Here is a 17,381-nt window from a genome sequence, read left to right as displayed (position 1 = left end):
GCCGGGACGTGCCTTTTCCGGATCAGAACTTCCAGCGCGCGCCGACCATATAGGACGAGGCGTTCTGGAAATCGCTGACATTGTCGTCATAGTCATAGCGCCGATAACCGGCATAGAGGTCGATGTCATAGCGATCCACCGCCTGCACCATCTGCACGCCCCAGCTTTCCGCGCTGTCGCCCTCGGTCACCATGTCATCGCCGTTGTAATAGTCGATCGTGACGGCGGTGCCGCCCCAGCTGACCCAATCGGCATTGTACCCGGCCGAGCCATAGTAATAGGCGCCCGCCCCGTTCCGGTCACCCGCAGCCAGCGTGAAGTTGAAGCCTGACGTCAGCAGCACAGAACCCGACACGAAGGTATCCTTGATATCCTCGGCATTCGGGTCTTCGCGGTCGCGATACATATAGCCGACGCCCGCCGTCAGCTTCGTGCCGCTGGCCAGTTCGTTTTCATAGGCCATGGCGACATCCCAATAATCATCGCCATTATCGCTATCCAGAATATTGCGCCCATAGGCCGCCCGCAGGGTGAAGCCGTTGAAATCGGGGCTGTCATAGCGCACGCGGCCCAGACGGCCACCGTCGAAATTGGCAAAGGCATCGGCCACGGTCACATCGCTCAGCACACCATTCGAGCGGCGCAGCAGATAGCCGCCCACGACATCGCCGATGGCGATATCGCCCGCCAGCGTCGCGCCTGAATAGCTGCGATCGCCGATATTATCCGAGGCCATGCTGCCCTGACCCAGATAGAAGGTGCCGTAGCCCGGCGTCTTCAGCGAGAAATCGACATGCCGCAGCTTCTGGCGGTCCCAGTGCAGACCGTCCGGCGTGTAAAGCTGGCTGATGGACGAGGTCTGGCGCAGGCCAAGCGCGGTTTCGAATTTGAAGCCCAGTTCGTAATCGCCGAAAGGCTGGGCCAGCGTGAAGCCGACGCGGGAATTGGACTTGGCGTTATCCGCGCCCTCTCCCTTGCTGTCGCTGCCATCGTCGAAGTCGGCATAGGCAGGGCTGAACTGCCCGTAAAAGGTGAAAGACCCGCCAGAGCTGTTTTCATAGACCGGTCCGGCCCAGACGGGCGCGGTGGTCAGGAAAAAGGCCGATGACAGGGTCATGACGGAAAGCCGGGGAAAACTGCGCATAAGTCCCTCTTTTTCTGTTGAGTCAGGTGAAGGTCGGAAAAAATGAACGCGATAAATATTTGATCAATTTACCATGATCGCGGGCCGGATACACGGGGGGCGTGTGGCGTGACGTGGCGTTTCCGTGATGACCCGTGGCGCTTGCGGGACAGGGGGAATTCGTGCAGGAAGATCGCCATGACCATACCGCCCTTTGCCCCGCTGCCCGCATCGCTGCCTGCGACGGTTCCCTTTGTCGGGCCGGAAACCCTGCAACGCCGGATGGGGCAGGATTTCGCCGCACGTCTGGGCGCGAATGAAAACGGCTTCGGCACCTCGCCCCGCGCGCTGCAGGCGATGCGGGATGAGGCCGCGAATATCTGGCAATATGGCGATGCGACCAGCCACGATCTGACGCAGGCGCTGGCCCGGCATCACGGCGTCGCGCCCGGCAATATCATCGTGGGCGAGGGGATCGACGGGCTTCTGGGGGTGCTGGTGCGGCTGATGATCGCGCCGGGCGATGCGGTGGTGACATCGGACGGGGCCTATCCCACCTTCAACTATCACGTCGCGGGCTTTGGCGGTGCGCTGCATAAGGTGCCCTATCGCGACGATGCCGAGGATCCGCAGGCGCTGCTGGATCTGGCGGGGCAGGTGGGGGCGCGGCTGGTCTATCTGGCCAATCCGGACAACCCGATGGGAAGCTGGCACAAGGCTGGGGTGATCCGGCAGATGCTGGAAGATCTGCCCGCTGGCAGCTTGCTGGTGCTGGATGAGGCCTATGCCGAATTCGCCCCGTCCGAGGCAATACCGCAGATCGCGCCGGATGATCCCCGCGTGATCCGCATGCGTACCTTTTCAAAGGCCTACGGGATGGCCGGTGCGCGGATCGGCTATGCCATCGGGCATCCGGAGCTGATCGCGGGGTTTGACCGGATCCGAAATCATTTCGGCGTCAACCGCATCGCGCAGGCCGGGGCACTGGCGGCGCTGCAGGATCAGGACTGGCTGGCACAGGTTCAGGCGCTGGTCGCCGCCTCGCGCGACCGGATCGCGGATATCGCGGTGCGGAACGGGCTGACGGCCCTGCCAAGCGCGACGAATTTCGTGGCGCTGGATACCGGGCGCGACGGTGATTATGCGCGGGATCTGGTGGCGGCCCTGCAGGATCTGGGTGTCTTTGTCCGCATGCCGGGCGTGGCGCCGCTGGATCGCTGCATCCGCGTCAGCTGCGCGCCCGAGGATCAGATGGCGGTGCTGGAAGAGCGGTTGCCGGTGGCGCTGGCCAAGCTGGGCTGAGCGGACCGGCCGTTTGCCTCAGCCGCGCCGCGTGACGCGCCGGGCATCGGCCGACATGGCGCGCTTCAGTTCCAGCAGGGCGATCTGCTTTTGCAGCGCCTTGCGTTCGTCCTCATCCTCGATCTGGGCCAGGATGGCGCGCTTGGCCTCGACCTCTTTCTGATATGCGATTTCGGGCGGGACGAAGCCTGCATCGGACATCATCCGATGCAGAACGTCATCCGTGCTTTCCCGCAGCCTTGCGCGGTCCAGCGGCTTGCCCTCGCCCGGCAATCCGCTGAGATCGCCGCGCGCTGCGGCGGCATCCATCTGACGCTGCGCGATGCGTTCGAACCAGCGCATCACATGGCCTGCAACTGTGCCAGCGCGGCGCGGATCCGGGCCAGGTCGTCGTCCAGCGCGGCCAGCTTGGCGCGGGTTTCCTCGACCACCTCTTCGCCCGCATTCTCGACGAATTTGGGATTGGACAGCCGCCCGCGCAGCCCGCCTGCATCCTTTTCGGACTTGGCCAGCGCCTTTTCCAGACGCGCCCTTTCCGAGGCCACGTCGATCACATCGCCGATGGGCAGGGCAAAGCTGGCACTGCTGGCCGCGACCGAAATCATGCCCTTGCCCGCCGCGCCATCCTGCGGTGCATTCACCCGCGCCAGACGTTCGATCAGCGGGCTATTAGCGGTCAGCGCGGCGCGGGCAGCCTCATCAGCCTCGGTCACGATCAGATCCAGTCGCGCGCTTGCGGGCACGCCCATCTGCGCGCGCGCCGAGCGGATCGCCTCGATCAGCGCGATGACCCAGTTCATCTGCCGGTCGGCATCGGCATCGATCAGTTCGGCGCCATAGTCAGGCCATTCGCCATGGACCAGCATCTTGCCGCGATCCCCGGTCAGCGCCCACAGCTCTTCGGTGACAAAGGGCATGATCGGATGCAGCAGGGTAAAGCACTGATCCAACACCCAGCCCATCGTGGCGCGGGTCTCATCGGCATATTCGCCATCGAAAAGCGGTTTCGAGAATTCGACATACCAGTCGCAGACCTTGCCCCAGACAAAGGCATAAAGCCCGGTCGCTGCATCGTTGAAGCGATAGCTCGCCAGCGCCTCATCCGTGGCCATGCGGATGCGCGCGACCTCGGCGATGATCCAGCGGTTGACGGTGTGGCTGGGATCGGGGCGCGGACCGCCGCCGCGCACGCCCTTCATTTCGGCAAAGCGCGTGGCGTTCCAGATCTTGGTGACGAAATTGCGGTTCGCCTCGACATGTTTCGGCCCCAGCTTGGGGTCACGGCCCATCGCGGCCATGCTGGTCAGGGTAAAGCGCAGCGCATCGGCGCCGTATTCGTCGATCAGCGTCAGCGGGTCGATGACATTGCCTTTCGACTTCGACATCTTGGCGCCTTTTTCATCGCGCACCAGCCCGTGGACATAGACCGTGTGGAAGGGGATATCGCCCATCACCTCAAGCTGCATCATCATCATCCGGGCGACCCAGAAGAAGATGATGTCAAAGCCTGTGACCAGCACATCGGTCGGGAAATATTTCTGCAGTTCCGGCGTGTCTTCGGGCCAGCCCAGCGTGCCGATGGGCCAGAGGCCGGACGAGAACCAGGTATCCAGCACATCGGGATCGCGTTCCAACACAACCTTTGTAGTCTTTAGTTCGCCGCGCGGATCGCCGAACATACTCTCGCTGGGATTGGGCTCTCTTCGATGGCCGTCGATAGTGAAATTGTCGTCCGTGATGCGCTCGCCAATTTCGACGTCTGCGCCATATTGTTTGCGAACCTGGGCAACAACTTCATCGTAGCTAGCGGCGCAATACTGGTTGCCTCGGTTGTCATACCAGACCGGGATCTGGTGCCCCCACCACAACTGGCGGGAAATGGTCCAGGGTTCGATATTTTCCAGCCAGTTGAAATAGACCTTCTTGTGCTGCTCGGGCAGGATCTGGGTGCGGCCGTCGCGCACGGCATCGATCGCGGGCTGGACGATCCGCGCGGTATCCACGAACCACTGATCGGTCAGCATCGGCTCGATCACCACGCCCGAGCGGTCGCCAAAGGGCTGCATGATCGGCTTGGCCTCGACGACCGGGCGTTCTTCCAGATGCTCCGCGCCGGTTTCGGGGTCGATTTCCTTGTGCAGATAGGTCACCGCCAGCCCTTCGGCATTGATCTGGTCGATCACCTGCTTGCGGGCGTCATAGCGATCCAGACCGCGCAGATCCTCGGGCACCAGATTGACGTTCGAGACATCGCCCACATCCTCGCCCCGCGCGGCGCGGGTCGCGATCTGCGCGCTATCGGCATAAGACAGACCGTCGGCGCGCATCGCGCCCTTGGTATCCATCAGCGCGTAAAGCGGGATATTGTTCCGGGTGGCGACGCCGTAATCGTTGAAGTCATGCGCGCCGGTGATCTTGACCGCGCCCGAACCGAAATCGGGATCGGGATAGTCGTCGGTGATGATCGGGATCAGGCGGCGATATTCCTTGGGTCCGACCGGAATTTCAACCAGCTTGCCGACGATGGGCGCATAGCGGGCATCATCGGGATGCACGGCCACCGCGCCATCGCCCAGCATGGTTTCGGGGCGCGTCGTCGCGATGGAGATATAATCGCGCGTCTCGCGCAGGGTGACATTGCCGTCCGCGTCACGCTCGACATATTCATAGGTTTCGCCGCCGGCCAGCGGGTATTTGAAATGCCACATATGGCCCGGAACCTCGCGGTTCTCGACCTCAAGATCGGAAATCGCGGTTTCGAAGCGGGGATCCCAGTTCACCAGCCGCTTGCCGCGATAGATGATCCCCTTGTTATAGAGATCCACGAAAACCCGGATCACGGCGTCGTGGAAATTGCCCTCTTCCCCCGCAGGGGCGCCGGGCGCGCCCGACATGGTAAAGGCATTGCGCGACCAGTCGCAGCTGGCGCCAAGGCGTTTCAGCTGGTTCATGATCGTGCCGCCGGATTCCTGTTTCCAGGCCCAGATCTTGTCGACAAAAGCCTCGCGCCCGATGTCGCGTCGGCCGGGTTCCTGACGCTCGGCCATCTGGCGTTCGACGACCATCTGGGTGGCGATGCCCGCGTGGTCCTGACCGGGTTGCCACAGCGTGTCAAAGCCGCGCATCCGGTGCCAGCGGATCAGGATATCCTGCAAGGTGTTGTTCAGCGCGTGGCCGATATGCAGGCTGCCCGTCACGTTCGGCGGCGGGATCATCACGGTAAAGGTGTCGCTGCGCGAGGCATTGGCCCCGGCGGCAAAGGCACCCGTCTTTTCCCACTCTGCCGCAATCCGCGCTTCGGCGGTGCTGGCGTCAAAGCTCTTGTCCATGCTCATCGTCTTGATCCCGTATCGCTTGGACAGGGCTTAGCGAACCGCAGCGCAAAGGCCAAGCCTTGCTGTGGCTTCCGGGCTGCGCGGGACACGCTCTGGTGGCGCAATAATCTCTTGCTTTCGTGCGTGCATCTGCGGAAAACTGCGGGGCACGAAAGCCGGACGCGATGATCCGGCAAGAATATCTCATTCGGGAGGAGATACTGTGAAAAAGACTTTGGCAACCGCCGCCTGCGGGCTGGCGCTGATGGCAGGTGGTGCGCTGGCGGATCCGGCAGGCTGTGATGCCGGCGAGGAAGTGGTGAAGTTCAGCCATGTCACCAACAGCGATAAGCACCCCAAGGGCATCGCTGCCGCCCTGTTTGCCGAGCGTGTGAATGCCGAAATGGAAGGCAAGATGTGCGTCGAGGTCTATCCGAACTCGACCCTCTATGACGACGATGCGCTGCTGGAGGCGATGCTGCAGGGCGACGTGCAGATGGGCGCGCCCAGCCTGTCGAAATTCGAGACCTTCACCAAGGTGTTCCAGATCTTCGATCTGCCCTTCATGTTCAAGAATATCGAAGCCGTGGATGAGTTCCAGTCCTCCGAGGACGGGCAGGCGATGAAAAGCAGCATGGAACGCCGCGGCCTCAGCGGTCTGCAGTTCTGGCATAATGGCATGAAGCAGTTTTCGGCCAACAAGCCCTTGCTGTCGCCCGAAGATGCCAAGGGCCTGAAATTCCGCGTGCAGCCCAGCGACGTGCTGATCGCGCAGGTCGAGGCTCTGGGCGCCACCGCCCAGCCGATGGCCTTTGCCGAGGTTTATGGCGCGCTGCAGACCGGCGTTGTCGACGGTCAGGAAAACAGCTGGGCCAATATCTATGGCCAGAAATTCTACGAGGTTCAGGACGGCACCACCGAAACGAACCACGGCGTTCTGGATTATCTGGTGGTCGCCTCGACCGACTGGCTGGACGGTCTGGACGGCGATGTGCGCGACCAGATGCTGACCATCCTCGATGAGGTCACGACCGAGCGGAACGCGGCCGTGAATGACGTCGATCAAGAGGCCCGTCAGGCCATTCTGGATGCGGGCGGCGAGATCCGCGAACTGGACGACGCACAGCGCCAGGCCTGGGTCGATGCGATGAAGCCCGTCTGGGAAAAATTCGCCGATGGCGTCGGTCAGGAAAATATCGACGCGGCGCAGGCCATCAACGAAAAGCACTGATCCGGTCCGGTCCGTTTGCATCCGCAGGCGGGCCGGTCGACCTTGCGCGGGAGGGAAAGCGCCATGAGTCACGGGTATCAGCCGCGCGGCGCGGTCGGCCATTTCGTGAATCGCCTGGAAGAAAACACCATTGCCATCATATTGGGCCTGATGACGATCCTGACCTTCGTCAATGTCGTCCTGCGCTATGTGTTTCAAAGCTCGCTGATCTGGGGGCTGGAACTGACGCTGGCCCTGTTCGCCTGGCTGGTGCTGCTGGGCATATCGCATGCCGTCAAGATCAATGCGCATCTTGGCGTCGATGCGGTGATCAATCTGCTGTCCCCGACGGCCCGGCGCGTTCTGGCGCTGACTGCGGGGGCGTTCTGCATCCTCTATGCGGTGCTGTTGCTGAAAGGCGCCTGGGATTACTGGGCGCCCTTTGCGGGCTTGCAGCAGACCAGCGGGCGCTGGTTTCCGACGGGTTTCATCGAAACCCGCGACCGCGCCTTCTACGAGACAGAGCAGATCCCCATGCCCGCCTTTCTTGGCTGGATGGGCGATGTTTTCAATATGGGCGAACCCTATGAAAAGCTGCCCCGGATGATCCCCTATATGGTGCTGCCCATCGGGGTTGCGCTGTTGCTGTTCCGCCTGCTGCAGGCGGTCTGGATGATCTGGAAGGGCGAACGTCAGACCCTGATCGTCAGCCATGAAGCCGAGGACGCTATCGAAGATGTCCGCCATTTGAACCGCGAGGACTAAGGCTATGGACGTTCTTCTGCTATTCGTGCTGATCATCGGGCTGATGCTGGTGGGCGTGCCGATCGCGATTTCGCTTGGTCTGGCCTCGACGCTGTTCCTGCTGTGGTTTTCCGACACCTCGCTGGCCTCGATTGCGCAGACGCTTTACAACGCGATGGAGGGGCATGCCACGCTGCTGGCCATTCCCTTCTTCATCCTGGCGTCAAGCTTCATGTCGACGGGCGGCGTGGCGCAGCGGATCATCCGCTTTTCCATCGCCTGTGTGGGTCACCTGCCGGGTGGTCTGGCCATTGCTGGCGTCTTTGCCTGCATGCTGTTTGCCGCCCTGTCGGGATCGTCACCCGCGACCGTGGTGGCCATCGGTTCCATCGTCATCGCGGCCATGCGTCAGGTCGGCTATACCAAGGATTTCGCGGCGGGCGTGATCTGTAACGCGGGCACGCTGGGCATCCTGATCCCGCCATCCATCGTCATGGTCGTCTATGCCAGCGCCACGGATGTCTCGGTCGGGCGGATGTTTCTGGCCGGCGTCATTCCGGGCCTGCTGGCGGGCGGCATGCTGATGGCCACGATCCTGTTCTTTGCCATCTGGAAGGGCATGCCCCGAGAGCCGTGGCGTGGCTGGGGCGAGGTCTGGGACAGTTTCAAGGACGCCTTCTGGGGCCTGATGCTGATCGTGATCATCATGGTCGGGCTTTACGGCATCCCGGGCGTGACCAAGGCGATCTTCACCCCGACCGAAGCCGCCGCCGTGGCCTCTGTCTGGGCCTTTATCGTGGCGCTGTTCATCTATCGCGACATGGGGCCGCTGCGCGATGGCGACACGCGTATTCCGCTGTGGAAAAAGCCGCAGGCGCTGATCACCGCCTTTTTCCATCCCGGCACCCGCGATGTGCTGTACGAGGCGGGCAAGCTGACCATCACCCTGATGTTCATCATCGCCAATGCGCTGATCCTGAAACATGTCCTGACCGATGAGCAGATCCCGCAGCATATTGCCGGTGCGATGCTGAATGCGGGTTTCGACAAGATCGTCTTTCTGATCATCGTCAATGTGATCCTGCTGATCGGCGGCCAGTTCATGGAGCCGTCGGGCCTGATCCTGATCGTCGCGCCGCTGGTCTTCCCGATTGCGATCGAACTGGGCGTCGATCCGATCCATCTGGGCATCATCATGGTGGTGAATATGGAGATCGGGATGATCACGCCGCCGGTCGGGTTGAACCTGTTCGTGACCTCGGGCGTGGCGGGGATGTCGATCATGCGGGTGGTCCGGGCCTCGGCACCGTTCCTTGTCGTGCTGTTCGTCTTCCTGTTGCTGGTTACTTATGTACCCTGGATCTCGACCTGGTTACCGACCAAGATCATGGGACCAGAGGTTCTGGTGAAATGACCCGAAGGCCCGCCGATCCGGCGGGCCTTTTTCATCGCCCGCCAGGTGCGACGCCCGAAACGCGTGCCCGTGACGGGCGGCACTGCGGCATGTTCCCCTGCATCGCAAGGAGGTCACATGTCGTCATCACCCACATATCATCGTCCGATGACCGCCCATGAATGGGCCATGCTGCTGACGCTGGCCGCCATCTGGGGCGGGTCGTTCTTTTTCAACGATATCGCGCTGAGGGAATTGCCGGTCTTTACGGTCGTTGTCGCGCGGGTTGTGCTGGCGGCCCTTATCCTGCTGGCGATCATGCGCCTGCGCGGTCAACGCCTGCCGCGGGGCAAGGCGGTCTGGGCTGCGTTTCTGGGCATGGGACTGCTGAATAACGTGATTCCCTTTTCGCTGATCGTCTGGGGGCAGCAGCATATCGCCTCGGGCGTGGCGTCGATCCTGAATGCATCGACGCCGCTTTTCACGGTCATTTTCGCCCATCTTCTGACCGCTGACGAAAGGATGACCGGGCGGCGGCTGGCGGGGGTGCTGATCGGCTTTGCCGGGGTGGCCTGCATGATCGGCCCCGGTGCGCTGCGGCATCTGGGGCTGAACGTGACGGCGCAGCTGATGTGTCTGGCGGCTGCGCTGTCTTATGCTTTGGCCGGTATCTACGGGCGCAGGTTCCGGGCCATGGGAATTGCGCCAATGGCCACGGCGACGGGGCAGGTGATGGCCTCAAGCGCGGTCCTGCTGCCGCTGATGCTGGTGGTGGACCGGCCCTGGACGCTGGCGATGCCCGGCCCGCCGGTGATCTTTGCGCTGATCGGCGTGGCAGGAATGTCGACCGCGCTGGCCTATGTGCTGTATTTCCGCATTCTGGCCACGGCGGGGGCCACGAATCTGCTGCTGGTCACCTTTCTGATCCCTGTCAGCGCGATCTGTCTGGGCACGGCCTTCCTGTCCGAGACGCTTTCCATGCGGCAGATCCTTGGCATGGCGCTGATCGGGGTCGGGCTGGCGGCGATTGACGGACGGCTGTGGAGGGCGCTGCGGGCCGCCATAAGACAGCCTGCGGCCAGATAGCAAAAAGGCCCGCCGGATGGCAGGCCTTGTCACAGGATCTGTCCTGGCGCGATCAGTACATCGCCGGACCGAAGATGCGGCGAACTTCGCCTTCACGGGTCAGGCCGCGTGCTGCCAGCTCTTCATCGCTGGTTTCGTTCAGGCGGCGGACGGCCTGCATGCGCGGGCCGTTCTCGGCCAGGCTTACCAGAAAGCTGCCAATCGCGCGGAACGGAGCGGTGAAGCCCCACAGGACGCCATTGGCGAAATCGGAATTATTCAGCGTTGCGCTTTGTGCCATTTGGAAACTCCTTGTGTTCCTCGGCGGTGCCTTGTTGTCTTGGTGGTTATATGGAGGCCGGGGCGGGGGCTGGACAAGGCACAAGGTCGCAGATCCGCCTTGCACCTGATGCAAGGCTTGACGTTCACGTCGCTTTCGATTTGGGCGGGGCCCGGCCGCTATTTTTCCGGGCTGACCATGGCGAACCATGCGCCCTGCGGATCTGTGCAGATGGCGATATAGGCGGGGCCGGGAACCTCTTGCGGGCCAAGCTGGATCTGACCGCCGGCCGCCGTGACATCTGCCATCTTGTCCGCGACGCTGCCATCGACCCCGAAATAGGGCAGCCAGGCCGATACGGGCGCATCCCCAAGCGGCTGGATCGCACCGATATCCGCATCACCGTGGCGCAGCAGCTGATAGGTGCCCATCTCGCCCATGTCCATCGCATCGCCCCGGCTCCAGCCCATCAGCCCGGCATAAAAGTCGAAGCCCGCCTGCGGATCCGCGCTCATCAGCTCGTTCCAATTGCCGTGGCCGGTCTTTTTCTGGTCGAAGGCATTGCCCTGATCCGGGGAGTCCATCGGTTCGGGTTGCAGAATGCCAAAGACCGCGCCCTGCGGATCGGCCAGAATGGCGAAACTGCCGGTGCCGGGAATCTCGGCCAGATCGCGCTTGACCGTCGCGCCTGCGGCCCGGGCATCGGCGACGGTCTGAGCGGCATCCGTGACAGCGAAATAGATCATCCAGCAGGGCATGACGCATCCGGCATCGGCGGGCAATTCCATCAGGCCCGCCACCATATCGCCATCCGACCGGGCCAGATGATAGGTAAAGCCCTCCATCCCGGAATCAGAGATCGCCCAGCCGAAGATCCGGGCATAAAAACCGCCCAGTTCCGCCAGTTTCCCTGCGCTTGTGTTCAATTCGTACCAGCATGGGGTTCCGTGATCGGCCATCGCTTCATCTCCTTTTATCTGGTCAGTCTGCGCGCGCCGCCGGATCGGCATCGCGGTATGTTCCGTCCTCGGCACTGTCGAAAATGGTCTGAAACCCGCCCCACATCATGCGCATCCCGTCAAAGGGCATCTCGGGCATGGGCTGTCCCTGCATGTCGGACATCATCTGCTGGCTGGCACGGTCGCAGGTTGCGCGGTCGGGCCAGGCCGTCCAGCTGAACACCGCGACCTCACCCGGTTCAGCCTTGGTCGCGCGATACATATCGGTCAGCTTGCCATGCGGCACATCCACGCCCCAGTTTTCCGCGATCCCAAGGCAGCCGTATTTTTCGAACATCGGCCATGCGTCGCGGGCCATCTTGTCATAGGCGGCCTTGTTCTGTTCCGGCACGGCCAGCAGAAAGCCCTGATAATAAGGCGCGCCATGCACTGTGCCCGCCTCCATCAACGGCTCAAACCCGCCCTGGATCAGTCTTTTGCCATCGAAGGGCATGTCTTTATCCAGCGCCGCCATGTCGGGATCGCCCGGCATGGCAACCCAGGCGGCATCCGAGGTCGCGCGGTCGGGCCATTCGATCCAGTTGAAGATTACGGTTTCATCCGCGCGCGCCTGCACGGCGGCCCGCAGATCGGTGACTTTGCCGGTCGGCACATCGACGCCCCATCCCTCGACCATCCGCGACGCGCCATGTTTGTGAAGCAGGTGCCAGGCGCGGCGCAGGTGGTCGATATATGCCTGACGTTTCGCGGTCGGAATGGCTGCGATCATGCCTGTGTAATAGGTCATGTTACTCTCCTGCGATGCAGTAAGGCCGAGTCGCAGCATCTCACTTGCAGTAGTAAAAAACAACCTCTACTCTTAAAACATGACGAAAGAGGGCGAAAATCCGCGCTTGCGATATGATGAGGGCTGTCTGGCGGCCCATGCGCTGAACCTGATCGGGGATCGCTGGGCGCTGCTGGTGGTGCGGGAACTGATCTTTGCGCCCAAGCGGTTTCAGATGATCCGGGCGGGGCTGCCCGGAATTACCGCCAGCGTGCTGACGGGCCGCCTGACCCAGCTTGCGAAGGCCGGGGTCGTCACGCATGACAGCCGTTTGGGGATCTATGCGCTGACCGATGCAGGGCACGAATTGCTGCCCGTGCTGGAGGCGCTGTGCCGCTGGGCGCTGGTGGTGCCCGGGCATGACCATACACGGTTCATCAGCCCCTCGGCGCTGATGATCTCGATGGGGGTCAACCTGCTGCGTGACAGGGCGGCCGGTCAGGACAGGATTGCAGGCTTCGATTTCGGGGGCGAATCGTTCCAGATGCGCGTGTCGGAAGGTCGGGTTGCAACGCGCGCCGTCAGATCGCCCGATGCGCCCTGTGTTCTGGGCGGCAACGGCAATGCACTGGCCATCGCGGTCTATGGTCCGATGCCGCTGTCTGCGCTGGTCGATCAGGGCCTGATCACGACGACAGGCGATGGGTCCGCCGCGCAGGATTTCGTGGATCTCTTCGCGCTGCATCGGCAGTAGCCGGGAATTTCCCCGGCCACTGGCGGCAAAGATAATCTTTGCTAGTTCTTATCCTTTGCACGAAACGGTTTAGCGGCAGGTTTGGTTGTTCGCCCATAATCTGAAAAGGAACATCGTGATGAAAAACCTCTATCTTTCGACCGCCGTGATCCTGTCGGTGGCGGGCGCCGCCTTTGCGCAGACCGCGACCTCGGAAACCGCGGATGACGCCACCATGACTCCGGCAGCGGATGCAGCGGCAAGCGATCCCGCTGATGCCATGCAGACGGGCCTGATGCGCGCCTCGGCGCTGGACGGTGTCGATATCTTCACCACCGATTCCACCGGCGGCATGATGTGGGACGATGCCGTGACCTATTCCGAGATCGACGAGAACTGGGAAAAGATCGGTGAGGTCGAGGATCTGGTTCTGGATGCCAACGGCCAGATCGTCGGCGCCATCGCTGAAATCGGCGGCTTCCTGGGTCTGGGCGAAAAGGAAGTCATGCTGACGCCGGAAGAAACCGCGATCATCGTGACCGAAGACCGTATCGCGGTCGTGTCGGCGCTGAGCAAGGAAGCGCTGGAACAGCGCGAGGAAGTTGCCGAAGGCATGCGCGGCGACGACTGATCCCTGCCCACTTTCAAGACATCAAAAGCGCGCCTCAAAGCGATTTGGGGCGCGTTCCTGTTTGAAACGCTTCCGAAAGTACCTTACGAGACGAAGGCAGGCCGAGGCGGATGGACGCGGACCCCGCTTTGCTTGTGGCCGGTGGAAATACCTCCTTTGGTGGGCCTTTGCTTGGAGAGAAGAAAGATGAAAGATTCGCAAATCGTCGCAGCATTTGTTGGCATATCCGTTGCCATCTGGCTGCTTTTGGCACTTGCCATCTTTCTTTTGCCGACGATGGGCTACCCCCGCTCTATCGTGTATCCGCTGCAAGCGCATCCCGTCGCTCTCGTCATGGCAGCTTTTCCCCTGATATCGATCTACGTGAAAAAGACGGATCAGCCCGTGACCTATCGACGGGCATTGAAGCTGTCCGTCCTCGCACTTGTGTTTCTGTTGCCCCTGTATGTTCTTTCAGACAGCTTGAACATTTACGCGCTGGTATCCGCCCTGGATGCCGCTGACGCTATACCGCAGGGCCAAAGAAACTACATTATCTACACCCCCAGAGGAATTGGCCTGACAATCTTCGGAACTTTGCTTGGGTTGGGATATGTCTTCCCCGCGCAGGTCAAAGTCAGACAAAGGGCCGTCGCGTAAGACGCGGCTTCACGGCCACATCCTGTATCATGGTCCCTCATGCCCCGGGTCACCCGCTATCATCATGGAAGGTGCGATGACGAATTCTAAGGTCGTATGGCAGAACCCAGCCGAACTCATTCGCGAAACCCAGCCGGAGCATCCGGTGATGGTTTTTGCCCCGACGGTCCTGCAGGATCGGGCGCGGGTTTTTCTGGACGGATTTCCCGGGCTTGTGACCTATGCCGTCAAGTCCAACCCCGATGAGGCCGTGATCCAGAATCTGGTGGCCGCGGGGATTCAGGGCTTTGACGTGGCCTCGCCTTTCGAGATTGACCTGATCGGCCGTCTGGCCCCGCGCGCGGCGCGCCATTACCACAACCCTGTCCGGGCGCGGTCCGAAATCAGCCACGCGGTTGCCGAGGGCATCCGGGCATGGTCGGTGGACAGCATGTCCGAATTGCAGAAACTGCTTGAGACGGTGCCAACTGAGGTGGGCGGCGAAGGCGTTGAAATCTCGCCCCGCTTCAAACTGCCGGTGCTGGGTGCGGTCTATGATTTCGGCTCGAAATTCGGCGCCAGCCCGGAATATGCGGCCGAGATGCTGAAGCTGGTGGCGGATCGCGGCTATATCCCGTCGCTGACCTTCCATCCGGGCACGCAATGCACCGATCCGATCGCCTGGGAAAGCTACATCAGCGTGGCGCGGGAAATCTGCGATATGGCTGGCGTCAAGGCGCGCCGGTTGAATGTCGGCGGGGGCTTCCCCTCGCATCGTGTGGTGGGGGTAGAACCCGATCTGGCCTCGATCTTTGCCGAGATCGGCGACACCGTGGCCGAGGCCTTTGGCGATGATGCCCCGCTGCTGGTCTGCGAACCGGGGCGGGGGCTTTGTGCCGATGCTTTTGCGCTGATCACGCGGGTCAAGGCGGTGCGCGACGATGCGGCGGTGTTCCTGAACGATGGCGTCTATGGCGGTCTGGCCGAATTGCCGATCATCGGCAATATCGACCGGATCGAGGTGTTCGACCCGCAGGGCAATCTGCGCGAAGGCACGCCCACGGGCCGCGTCATCTTTGGCCCGACTTGCGATTCCGTCGACCGTCTGCCGGGCGAGTTGAGCCTGCCCGAAGACATCACCGAAGGCGATTTTGTCGTGTTTCAGGGGGCCGGGGCCTATTCGGTGGTGACGAATACGCGCTTCAACGGGTTCGGCGCACTTGGTCACGCGACAGTGATGGCCCTGAGTTAATCCATTCCTCAGATTACCAAGCTAGGATGGGCGAATGACTGAGATTCGCCCGCCTACGATCCACGTCGTCCTGATCGACGGAACCTTTGCCTCGCTGGTCGAGGGGCAGCGCAGTTCGATCGGGCGGATCTATCGCCTTTTGCGATCCGTGACGGCGACGCAGGCCGGGGCGCGGATCCGGCTGCATTACGGGCGTGGCCAGCAATGGCGACGCTGGAATACGCTGCCGGAACTGATCATGGGCCGCAGGCTGGATGGGCAGATCATCGATGCCTATGGCTGGCTTGCCTCGGGCTATCGCGAAGGCGACATGATCTATTGCTTCGGCTATTCGCGCGGGGCCTTTGCCGTGCGCAGTCTGGTGGGCATGATCGGACGGGTCGGCCTGGTGCGCCCGCAATCCGCGACCGAGCGTAATGTCCGGCTGGCCTGGCGCTATTATCGCGAGGGCGGATCGGAAAAGGCGCTTGGCGCCTTTCGCCGTCGCCGCTGCATGCCGCATGTGCCGGTCCGGCTGGTGGGCTGTTTCGACACGGTGCAAAGCCTTGGGATCCCGCTGCCGTTTCTGGGTCCGCTGACGCAGTCGCGCTTTGGCTTTCACGACGCTTCGCTGGGGCCGGATGTCGAACACGGGCTGCATGCGCTGGCGCTGGATGAAACCCGTGCGGCCTTTGCCCCGCCGCTGTGGAACGATGATCCCAAACGCCCGGGCCGGATCGAGCAGATGTGGTTTCGCGGCGCGCATCCCGATATTGGCGGGCAGTTGAGCGGCATGGAATTCGCCCGCCCGCTGTCGAATATCCCGCTGACATGGATGCTGGAGAGGGCCCAGCAGGTCGGGCTGCCGCTGCCCAGGGGCTGGCGCGACCAGTTTCCGGTCGATCCGACCGCCCCGGCCATTGGCACATGGCGAAACTGGGGCAAGGCCTTCTGGCTGCGCGCGCCGCGACTGGTGGGCCTGCATCTGAATGAGGCGCTGCACCAGACCGTGCCGATGGATTACAGCGGCCCGGCCCGGCTGGTGGGCCATCTGGAGCAGGCGCCGGACCCGGCCGAAGGTCAGCTTTCTGCCTGATCGTCGCGTTGCCGCTTGCGCCAGTTGGTGGGCCGTAACTCGCTGGCCAGCACCCCGGCCAGAATGAAGGCCGCGCCCAGCAGCGCCAGGGGCGGCAGGCGGTCCCCGGCCATGCGGCCCACGACGCCGCCCCAGACCGGCTCGCCCGCATAGATCACCGTCGCGCGGGTCGGAGAGATGGATTTCTGCGCCCAGTTCATCACCAGCTGGATCAGCGCACTGGCCAGCCCCAGGGCCACCGCGCCAATGACCCAGACCCAGGAAAAGGCGGGGATCTGCTCACCAACCACGGGCATCATCAGGAATGAGACCCCGCCCGCCGCCAAAAGCTGGACCGCGGTGACGCGGCGGCTGTCGACGCGGTTGGCGAAATGCCCGATCAGGATGATCTCGGCCGCGATGGCCACGGCGCTTAACAGCGTCACGATTTCGCCTTCGGTCAGGCGCAGCGATCCGGCCTCTGGCCCGGCCAGCAGGATCAGCCCGGTAAAGGCCAGCGCCACGCCGACCCAGCTCATCACATGGGGCGGCCGTCGCAGGACCACCCATTGCAGCAGGGGAACGATGGGCACGTAGATCGCGGAAATGAAGGCCGATTGGCTGCTGGTGATGGTCTGCAGCCCCCAGGTTTGCAGGCCATAGCCCAGAAAGATGGCGATCCCGATGATGCAGCCCGCGACGGTTTCCTGCCCGTTCAGCCCGCGCATGGATTTCCGAAACAGCAGCCATGTCGCCACGCCCGCGATGGCAAAGCGCAGCCCGACAAAGAACAGCGGGCCGCTGTAAAGCATGGCGATGTGGACGGCCAGAAATGTGCCGCCCCAGATCATCGTGATCAGGATCAGCGAGATTTCCTGCCGCGACAGGCGGAACCGGGGGCGTTCTTTGGCAGTCTGCATGCCCTGCCGCTAGGTTG

General features: G+C 62.5%; 17 protein-coding genes. 10 read left to right on the top strand and 7 right to left on the bottom strand.

The window, feature by feature from the left end:
- Nucleotides 1–22: 22 nt before the first annotated feature.
- The gene (locus JHX87_RS10620) at nucleotides 23–1,144 is read right to left on the bottom strand and encodes a porin (protein ID WP_271885000.1); all 1,122 of its coding nucleotides are present in this window, start codon (nucleotides 1,142–1,144) and stop codon (nucleotides 23–25) included.
- 177 nt (nucleotides 1,145–1,321) lie between these two features.
- Between JHX87_RS10620 and JHX87_RS10615 the strand changes: the two genes are divergently transcribed.
- Nucleotides 1,322–2,425, top strand: coding sequence for a pyridoxal phosphate-dependent aminotransferase (locus JHX87_RS10615; protein ID WP_271885002.1), 1,104 nt, complete (start codon nucleotides 1,322–1,324; stop codon nucleotides 2,423–2,425).
- 18 nt (nucleotides 2,426–2,443) lie between these two features.
- Here the strand turns inward: JHX87_RS10615 and JHX87_RS10610 are convergent, their stop codons facing one another.
- Both JHX87_RS10610 and JHX87_RS10605 read right to left on the bottom strand, forming a co-directional pair.
- The gene (locus JHX87_RS10610; protein WP_271885004.1) at nucleotides 2,444–2,767 is read right to left on the bottom strand and encodes a DnaJ family domain-containing protein; all 324 of its coding nucleotides are present in this window, start codon (nucleotides 2,765–2,767) and stop codon (nucleotides 2,444–2,446) included.
- Nucleotides 2,767–5,760 carry a valine--tRNA ligase gene (locus JHX87_RS10605; protein ID WP_271885006.1) on the bottom strand — a complete coding sequence of 998 codons (2,994 nt, stop codon included), beginning with the start codon at nucleotides 5,758–5,760 and terminating at the stop codon, nucleotides 2,767–2,769. Before JHX87_RS10605 ends, JHX87_RS10610 begins: the two co-directional genes overlap by 1 nt.
- Before the next feature lie 244 nt (nucleotides 5,761–6,004).
- On the opposite strand from JHX87_RS10605, the gene JHX87_RS10600 reads away from it, so the two are divergent.
- The 4 genes from JHX87_RS10600 to JHX87_RS10585 all read left to right on the top strand — a co-directional run bounded on the left by JHX87_RS10600 (nucleotide 6,005) and on the right by JHX87_RS10585 (nucleotide 10,172).
- Nucleotides 6,005–6,970 carry a DctP family TRAP transporter solute-binding subunit gene (locus tag JHX87_RS10600; RefSeq protein ID WP_271885358.1) on the top strand — a complete coding sequence of 322 codons (966 nt, stop codon included), beginning with the start codon at nucleotides 6,005–6,007 and terminating at the stop codon, nucleotides 6,968–6,970.
- A gap of 63 nt (nucleotides 6,971–7,033) precedes the next feature.
- Nucleotides 7,034–7,714 (top strand): TRAP transporter small permease, encoded by a 681-nt coding sequence (locus tag JHX87_RS10595; protein WP_271885008.1) that lies wholly within the window; start codon nucleotides 7,034–7,036, stop codon nucleotides 7,712–7,714.
- Nucleotides 7,715–7,718: 4 nt separating this feature from the next.
- Nucleotides 7,719–9,107 carry a TRAP transporter large permease gene (locus tag JHX87_RS10590; protein WP_271885010.1) on the top strand — a complete coding sequence of 463 codons (1,389 nt, stop codon included), beginning with the start codon at nucleotides 7,719–7,721 and terminating at the stop codon, nucleotides 9,105–9,107.
- A 117-nt stretch (nucleotides 9,108–9,224) separates the two neighbouring features.
- Nucleotides 9,225–10,172: a DMT family transporter gene (locus JHX87_RS10585; protein WP_271885012.1), complete on the top strand. Its 948-nt coding sequence runs from the start codon at nucleotides 9,225–9,227 to the stop codon at nucleotides 10,170–10,172.
- A gap of 52 nt (nucleotides 10,173–10,224) precedes the next feature.
- Here JHX87_RS10585 and JHX87_RS10580 read toward each other — a convergent pair whose 3' ends face one another.
- The 3 genes from JHX87_RS10580 to JHX87_RS10570 form a co-directional block, all read right to left on the bottom strand.
- Nucleotides 10,225–10,452, bottom strand: coding sequence for a DUF1127 domain-containing protein (locus tag JHX87_RS10580; protein ID WP_271885014.1), 228 nt, complete (start codon nucleotides 10,450–10,452; stop codon nucleotides 10,225–10,227).
- A gap of 158 nt (nucleotides 10,453–10,610) precedes the next feature.
- On the bottom strand, nucleotides 10,611–11,390 hold the full coding sequence (locus JHX87_RS10575; RefSeq protein ID WP_271885016.1) for a VOC family protein: 780 nt from the start codon (nucleotides 11,388–11,390) through the stop codon (nucleotides 10,611–10,613).
- A gap of 22 nt (nucleotides 11,391–11,412) precedes the next feature.
- Nucleotides 11,413–12,177 (bottom strand): DUF1428 domain-containing protein, encoded by a 765-nt coding sequence (locus JHX87_RS10570; RefSeq protein ID WP_271885018.1) that lies wholly within the window; start codon nucleotides 12,175–12,177, stop codon nucleotides 11,413–11,415.
- Nucleotides 12,178–12,256: 79 nt separating this feature from the next.
- On the opposite strand from JHX87_RS10570, the gene JHX87_RS10565 reads away from it, so the two are divergent.
- From JHX87_RS10565 to JHX87_RS10545, 5 genes are all read left to right on the top strand, one after another.
- Nucleotides 12,257–12,910 (top strand): winged helix-turn-helix transcriptional regulator, encoded by a 654-nt coding sequence (locus JHX87_RS10565; protein ID WP_271885020.1) that lies wholly within the window; start codon nucleotides 12,257–12,259, stop codon nucleotides 12,908–12,910.
- A gap of 118 nt (nucleotides 12,911–13,028) precedes the next feature.
- On the top strand, nucleotides 13,029–13,520 hold the full coding sequence (locus JHX87_RS10560; protein WP_271885022.1) for a PRC-barrel domain-containing protein: 492 nt from the start codon (nucleotides 13,029–13,031) through the stop codon (nucleotides 13,518–13,520).
- Between the two features lie 186 nt (nucleotides 13,521–13,706).
- Complete coding sequence (locus tag JHX87_RS10555; protein WP_271885024.1) at nucleotides 13,707–14,159, top strand: hypothetical protein; 453 nt, start codon at nucleotides 13,707–13,709, stop codon at nucleotides 14,157–14,159.
- Nucleotides 14,160–14,235: 76 nt separating this feature from the next.
- Complete coding sequence (locus JHX87_RS10550) at nucleotides 14,236–15,390, top strand: type III PLP-dependent enzyme (protein WP_271885026.1); 1,155 nt, start codon at nucleotides 14,236–14,238, stop codon at nucleotides 15,388–15,390.
- Nucleotides 15,391–15,424: 34 nt separating this feature from the next.
- Nucleotides 15,425–16,465: a DUF2235 domain-containing protein gene (locus JHX87_RS10545; RefSeq protein ID WP_271885027.1), complete on the top strand. Its 1,041-nt coding sequence runs from the start codon at nucleotides 15,425–15,427 to the stop codon at nucleotides 16,463–16,465.
- Here JHX87_RS10545 and JHX87_RS10540 read toward each other — a convergent pair.
- Entirely contained in the window at nucleotides 16,450–17,364 is a 915-nt protein-coding gene (locus JHX87_RS10540) for a DMT family transporter (protein ID WP_271885029.1), read from the bottom strand. The two genes, JHX87_RS10545 and JHX87_RS10540, sit on opposite strands and share 16 nt — an antisense overlap.
- Nucleotides 17,365–17,381: the final 17 nt, after the last annotated feature.

The sequence above is a fragment of the Paracoccus fistulariae genome, assembly GCF_028553785.1.
Classification (GTDB): Bacteria; Pseudomonadota; Alphaproteobacteria; order Rhodobacterales; family Rhodobacteraceae; genus Paracoccus; species Paracoccus fistulariae.
The sequence above is the reverse complement of the archived record's forward strand: the minus strand, read 5'-3'. Positions and strand labels throughout refer to the sequence as shown.

What these genes read in the sequence shown, in the direction of transcription:
- JHX87_RS10575 (WP_271885016.1), bottom strand. Translation starts at nt 11,390, where the DNA reads ATGGCCGATCACGGAACCCCATGCTGGTACGAATTGAACACAAGCGCA.
- JHX87_RS10545 (WP_271885027.1), top strand. Translation starts at nt 15,425, where the DNA reads ATGACTGAGATTCGCCCGCCTACGATCCACGTCGTCCTGATCGACGGA.
- JHX87_RS10600 (WP_271885358.1), top strand. Translation starts at nt 6,005, where the DNA reads ATGGCAGGTGGTGCGCTGGCGGATCCGGCAGGCTGTGATGCCGGCGAG.
- JHX87_RS10585 (WP_271885012.1), top strand. Translation starts at nt 9,225, where the DNA reads ATGTCGTCATCACCCACATATCATCGTCCGATGACCGCCCATGAATGG.
- JHX87_RS10615 (WP_271885002.1), top strand. Translation starts at nt 1,322, where the DNA reads ATGACCATACCGCCCTTTGCCCCGCTGCCCGCATCGCTGCCTGCGACG.
- JHX87_RS10565 (WP_271885020.1), top strand. Translation starts at nt 12,257, where the DNA reads ATGACGAAAGAGGGCGAAAATCCGCGCTTGCGATATGATGAGGGCTGT.
- JHX87_RS10580 (WP_271885014.1), bottom strand. Translation starts at nt 10,452, where the DNA reads ATGGCACAAAGCGCAACGCTGAATAATTCCGATTTCGCCAATGGCGTC.
- JHX87_RS10605 (WP_271885006.1), bottom strand. Translation starts at nt 5,760, where the DNA reads ATGAGCATGGACAAGAGCTTTGACGCCAGCACCGCCGAAGCGCGGATT.
- JHX87_RS10620 (WP_271885000.1), bottom strand. Translation starts at nt 1,144, where the DNA reads ATGCGCAGTTTTCCCCGGCTTTCCGTCATGACCCTGTCATCGGCCTTT.
- JHX87_RS10560 (WP_271885022.1), top strand. Translation starts at nt 13,029, where the DNA reads ATGAAAAACCTCTATCTTTCGACCGCCGTGATCCTGTCGGTGGCGGGC.
- JHX87_RS10595 (WP_271885008.1), top strand. Translation starts at nt 7,034, where the DNA reads ATGAGTCACGGGTATCAGCCGCGCGGCGCGGTCGGCCATTTCGTGAAT.
- JHX87_RS10555 (WP_271885024.1), top strand. Translation starts at nt 13,707, where the DNA reads ATGAAAGATTCGCAAATCGTCGCAGCATTTGTTGGCATATCCGTTGCC.
- JHX87_RS10550 (WP_271885026.1), top strand. Translation starts at nt 14,236, where the DNA reads ATGACGAATTCTAAGGTCGTATGGCAGAACCCAGCCGAACTCATTCGC.
- JHX87_RS10610 (WP_271885004.1), bottom strand. Translation starts at nt 2,767, where the DNA reads ATGCGCTGGTTCGAACGCATCGCGCAGCGTCAGATGGATGCCGCCGCA.
- JHX87_RS10540 (WP_271885029.1), bottom strand. Translation starts at nt 17,364, where the DNA reads ATGCAGACTGCCAAAGAACGCCCCCGGTTCCGCCTGTCGCGGCAGGAA.
- JHX87_RS10590 (WP_271885010.1), top strand. Translation starts at nt 7,719, where the DNA reads ATGGACGTTCTTCTGCTATTCGTGCTGATCATCGGGCTGATGCTGGTG.
- JHX87_RS10570 (WP_271885018.1), bottom strand. Translation starts at nt 12,177, where the DNA reads ATGACCTATTACACAGGCATGATCGCAGCCATTCCGACCGCGAAACGT.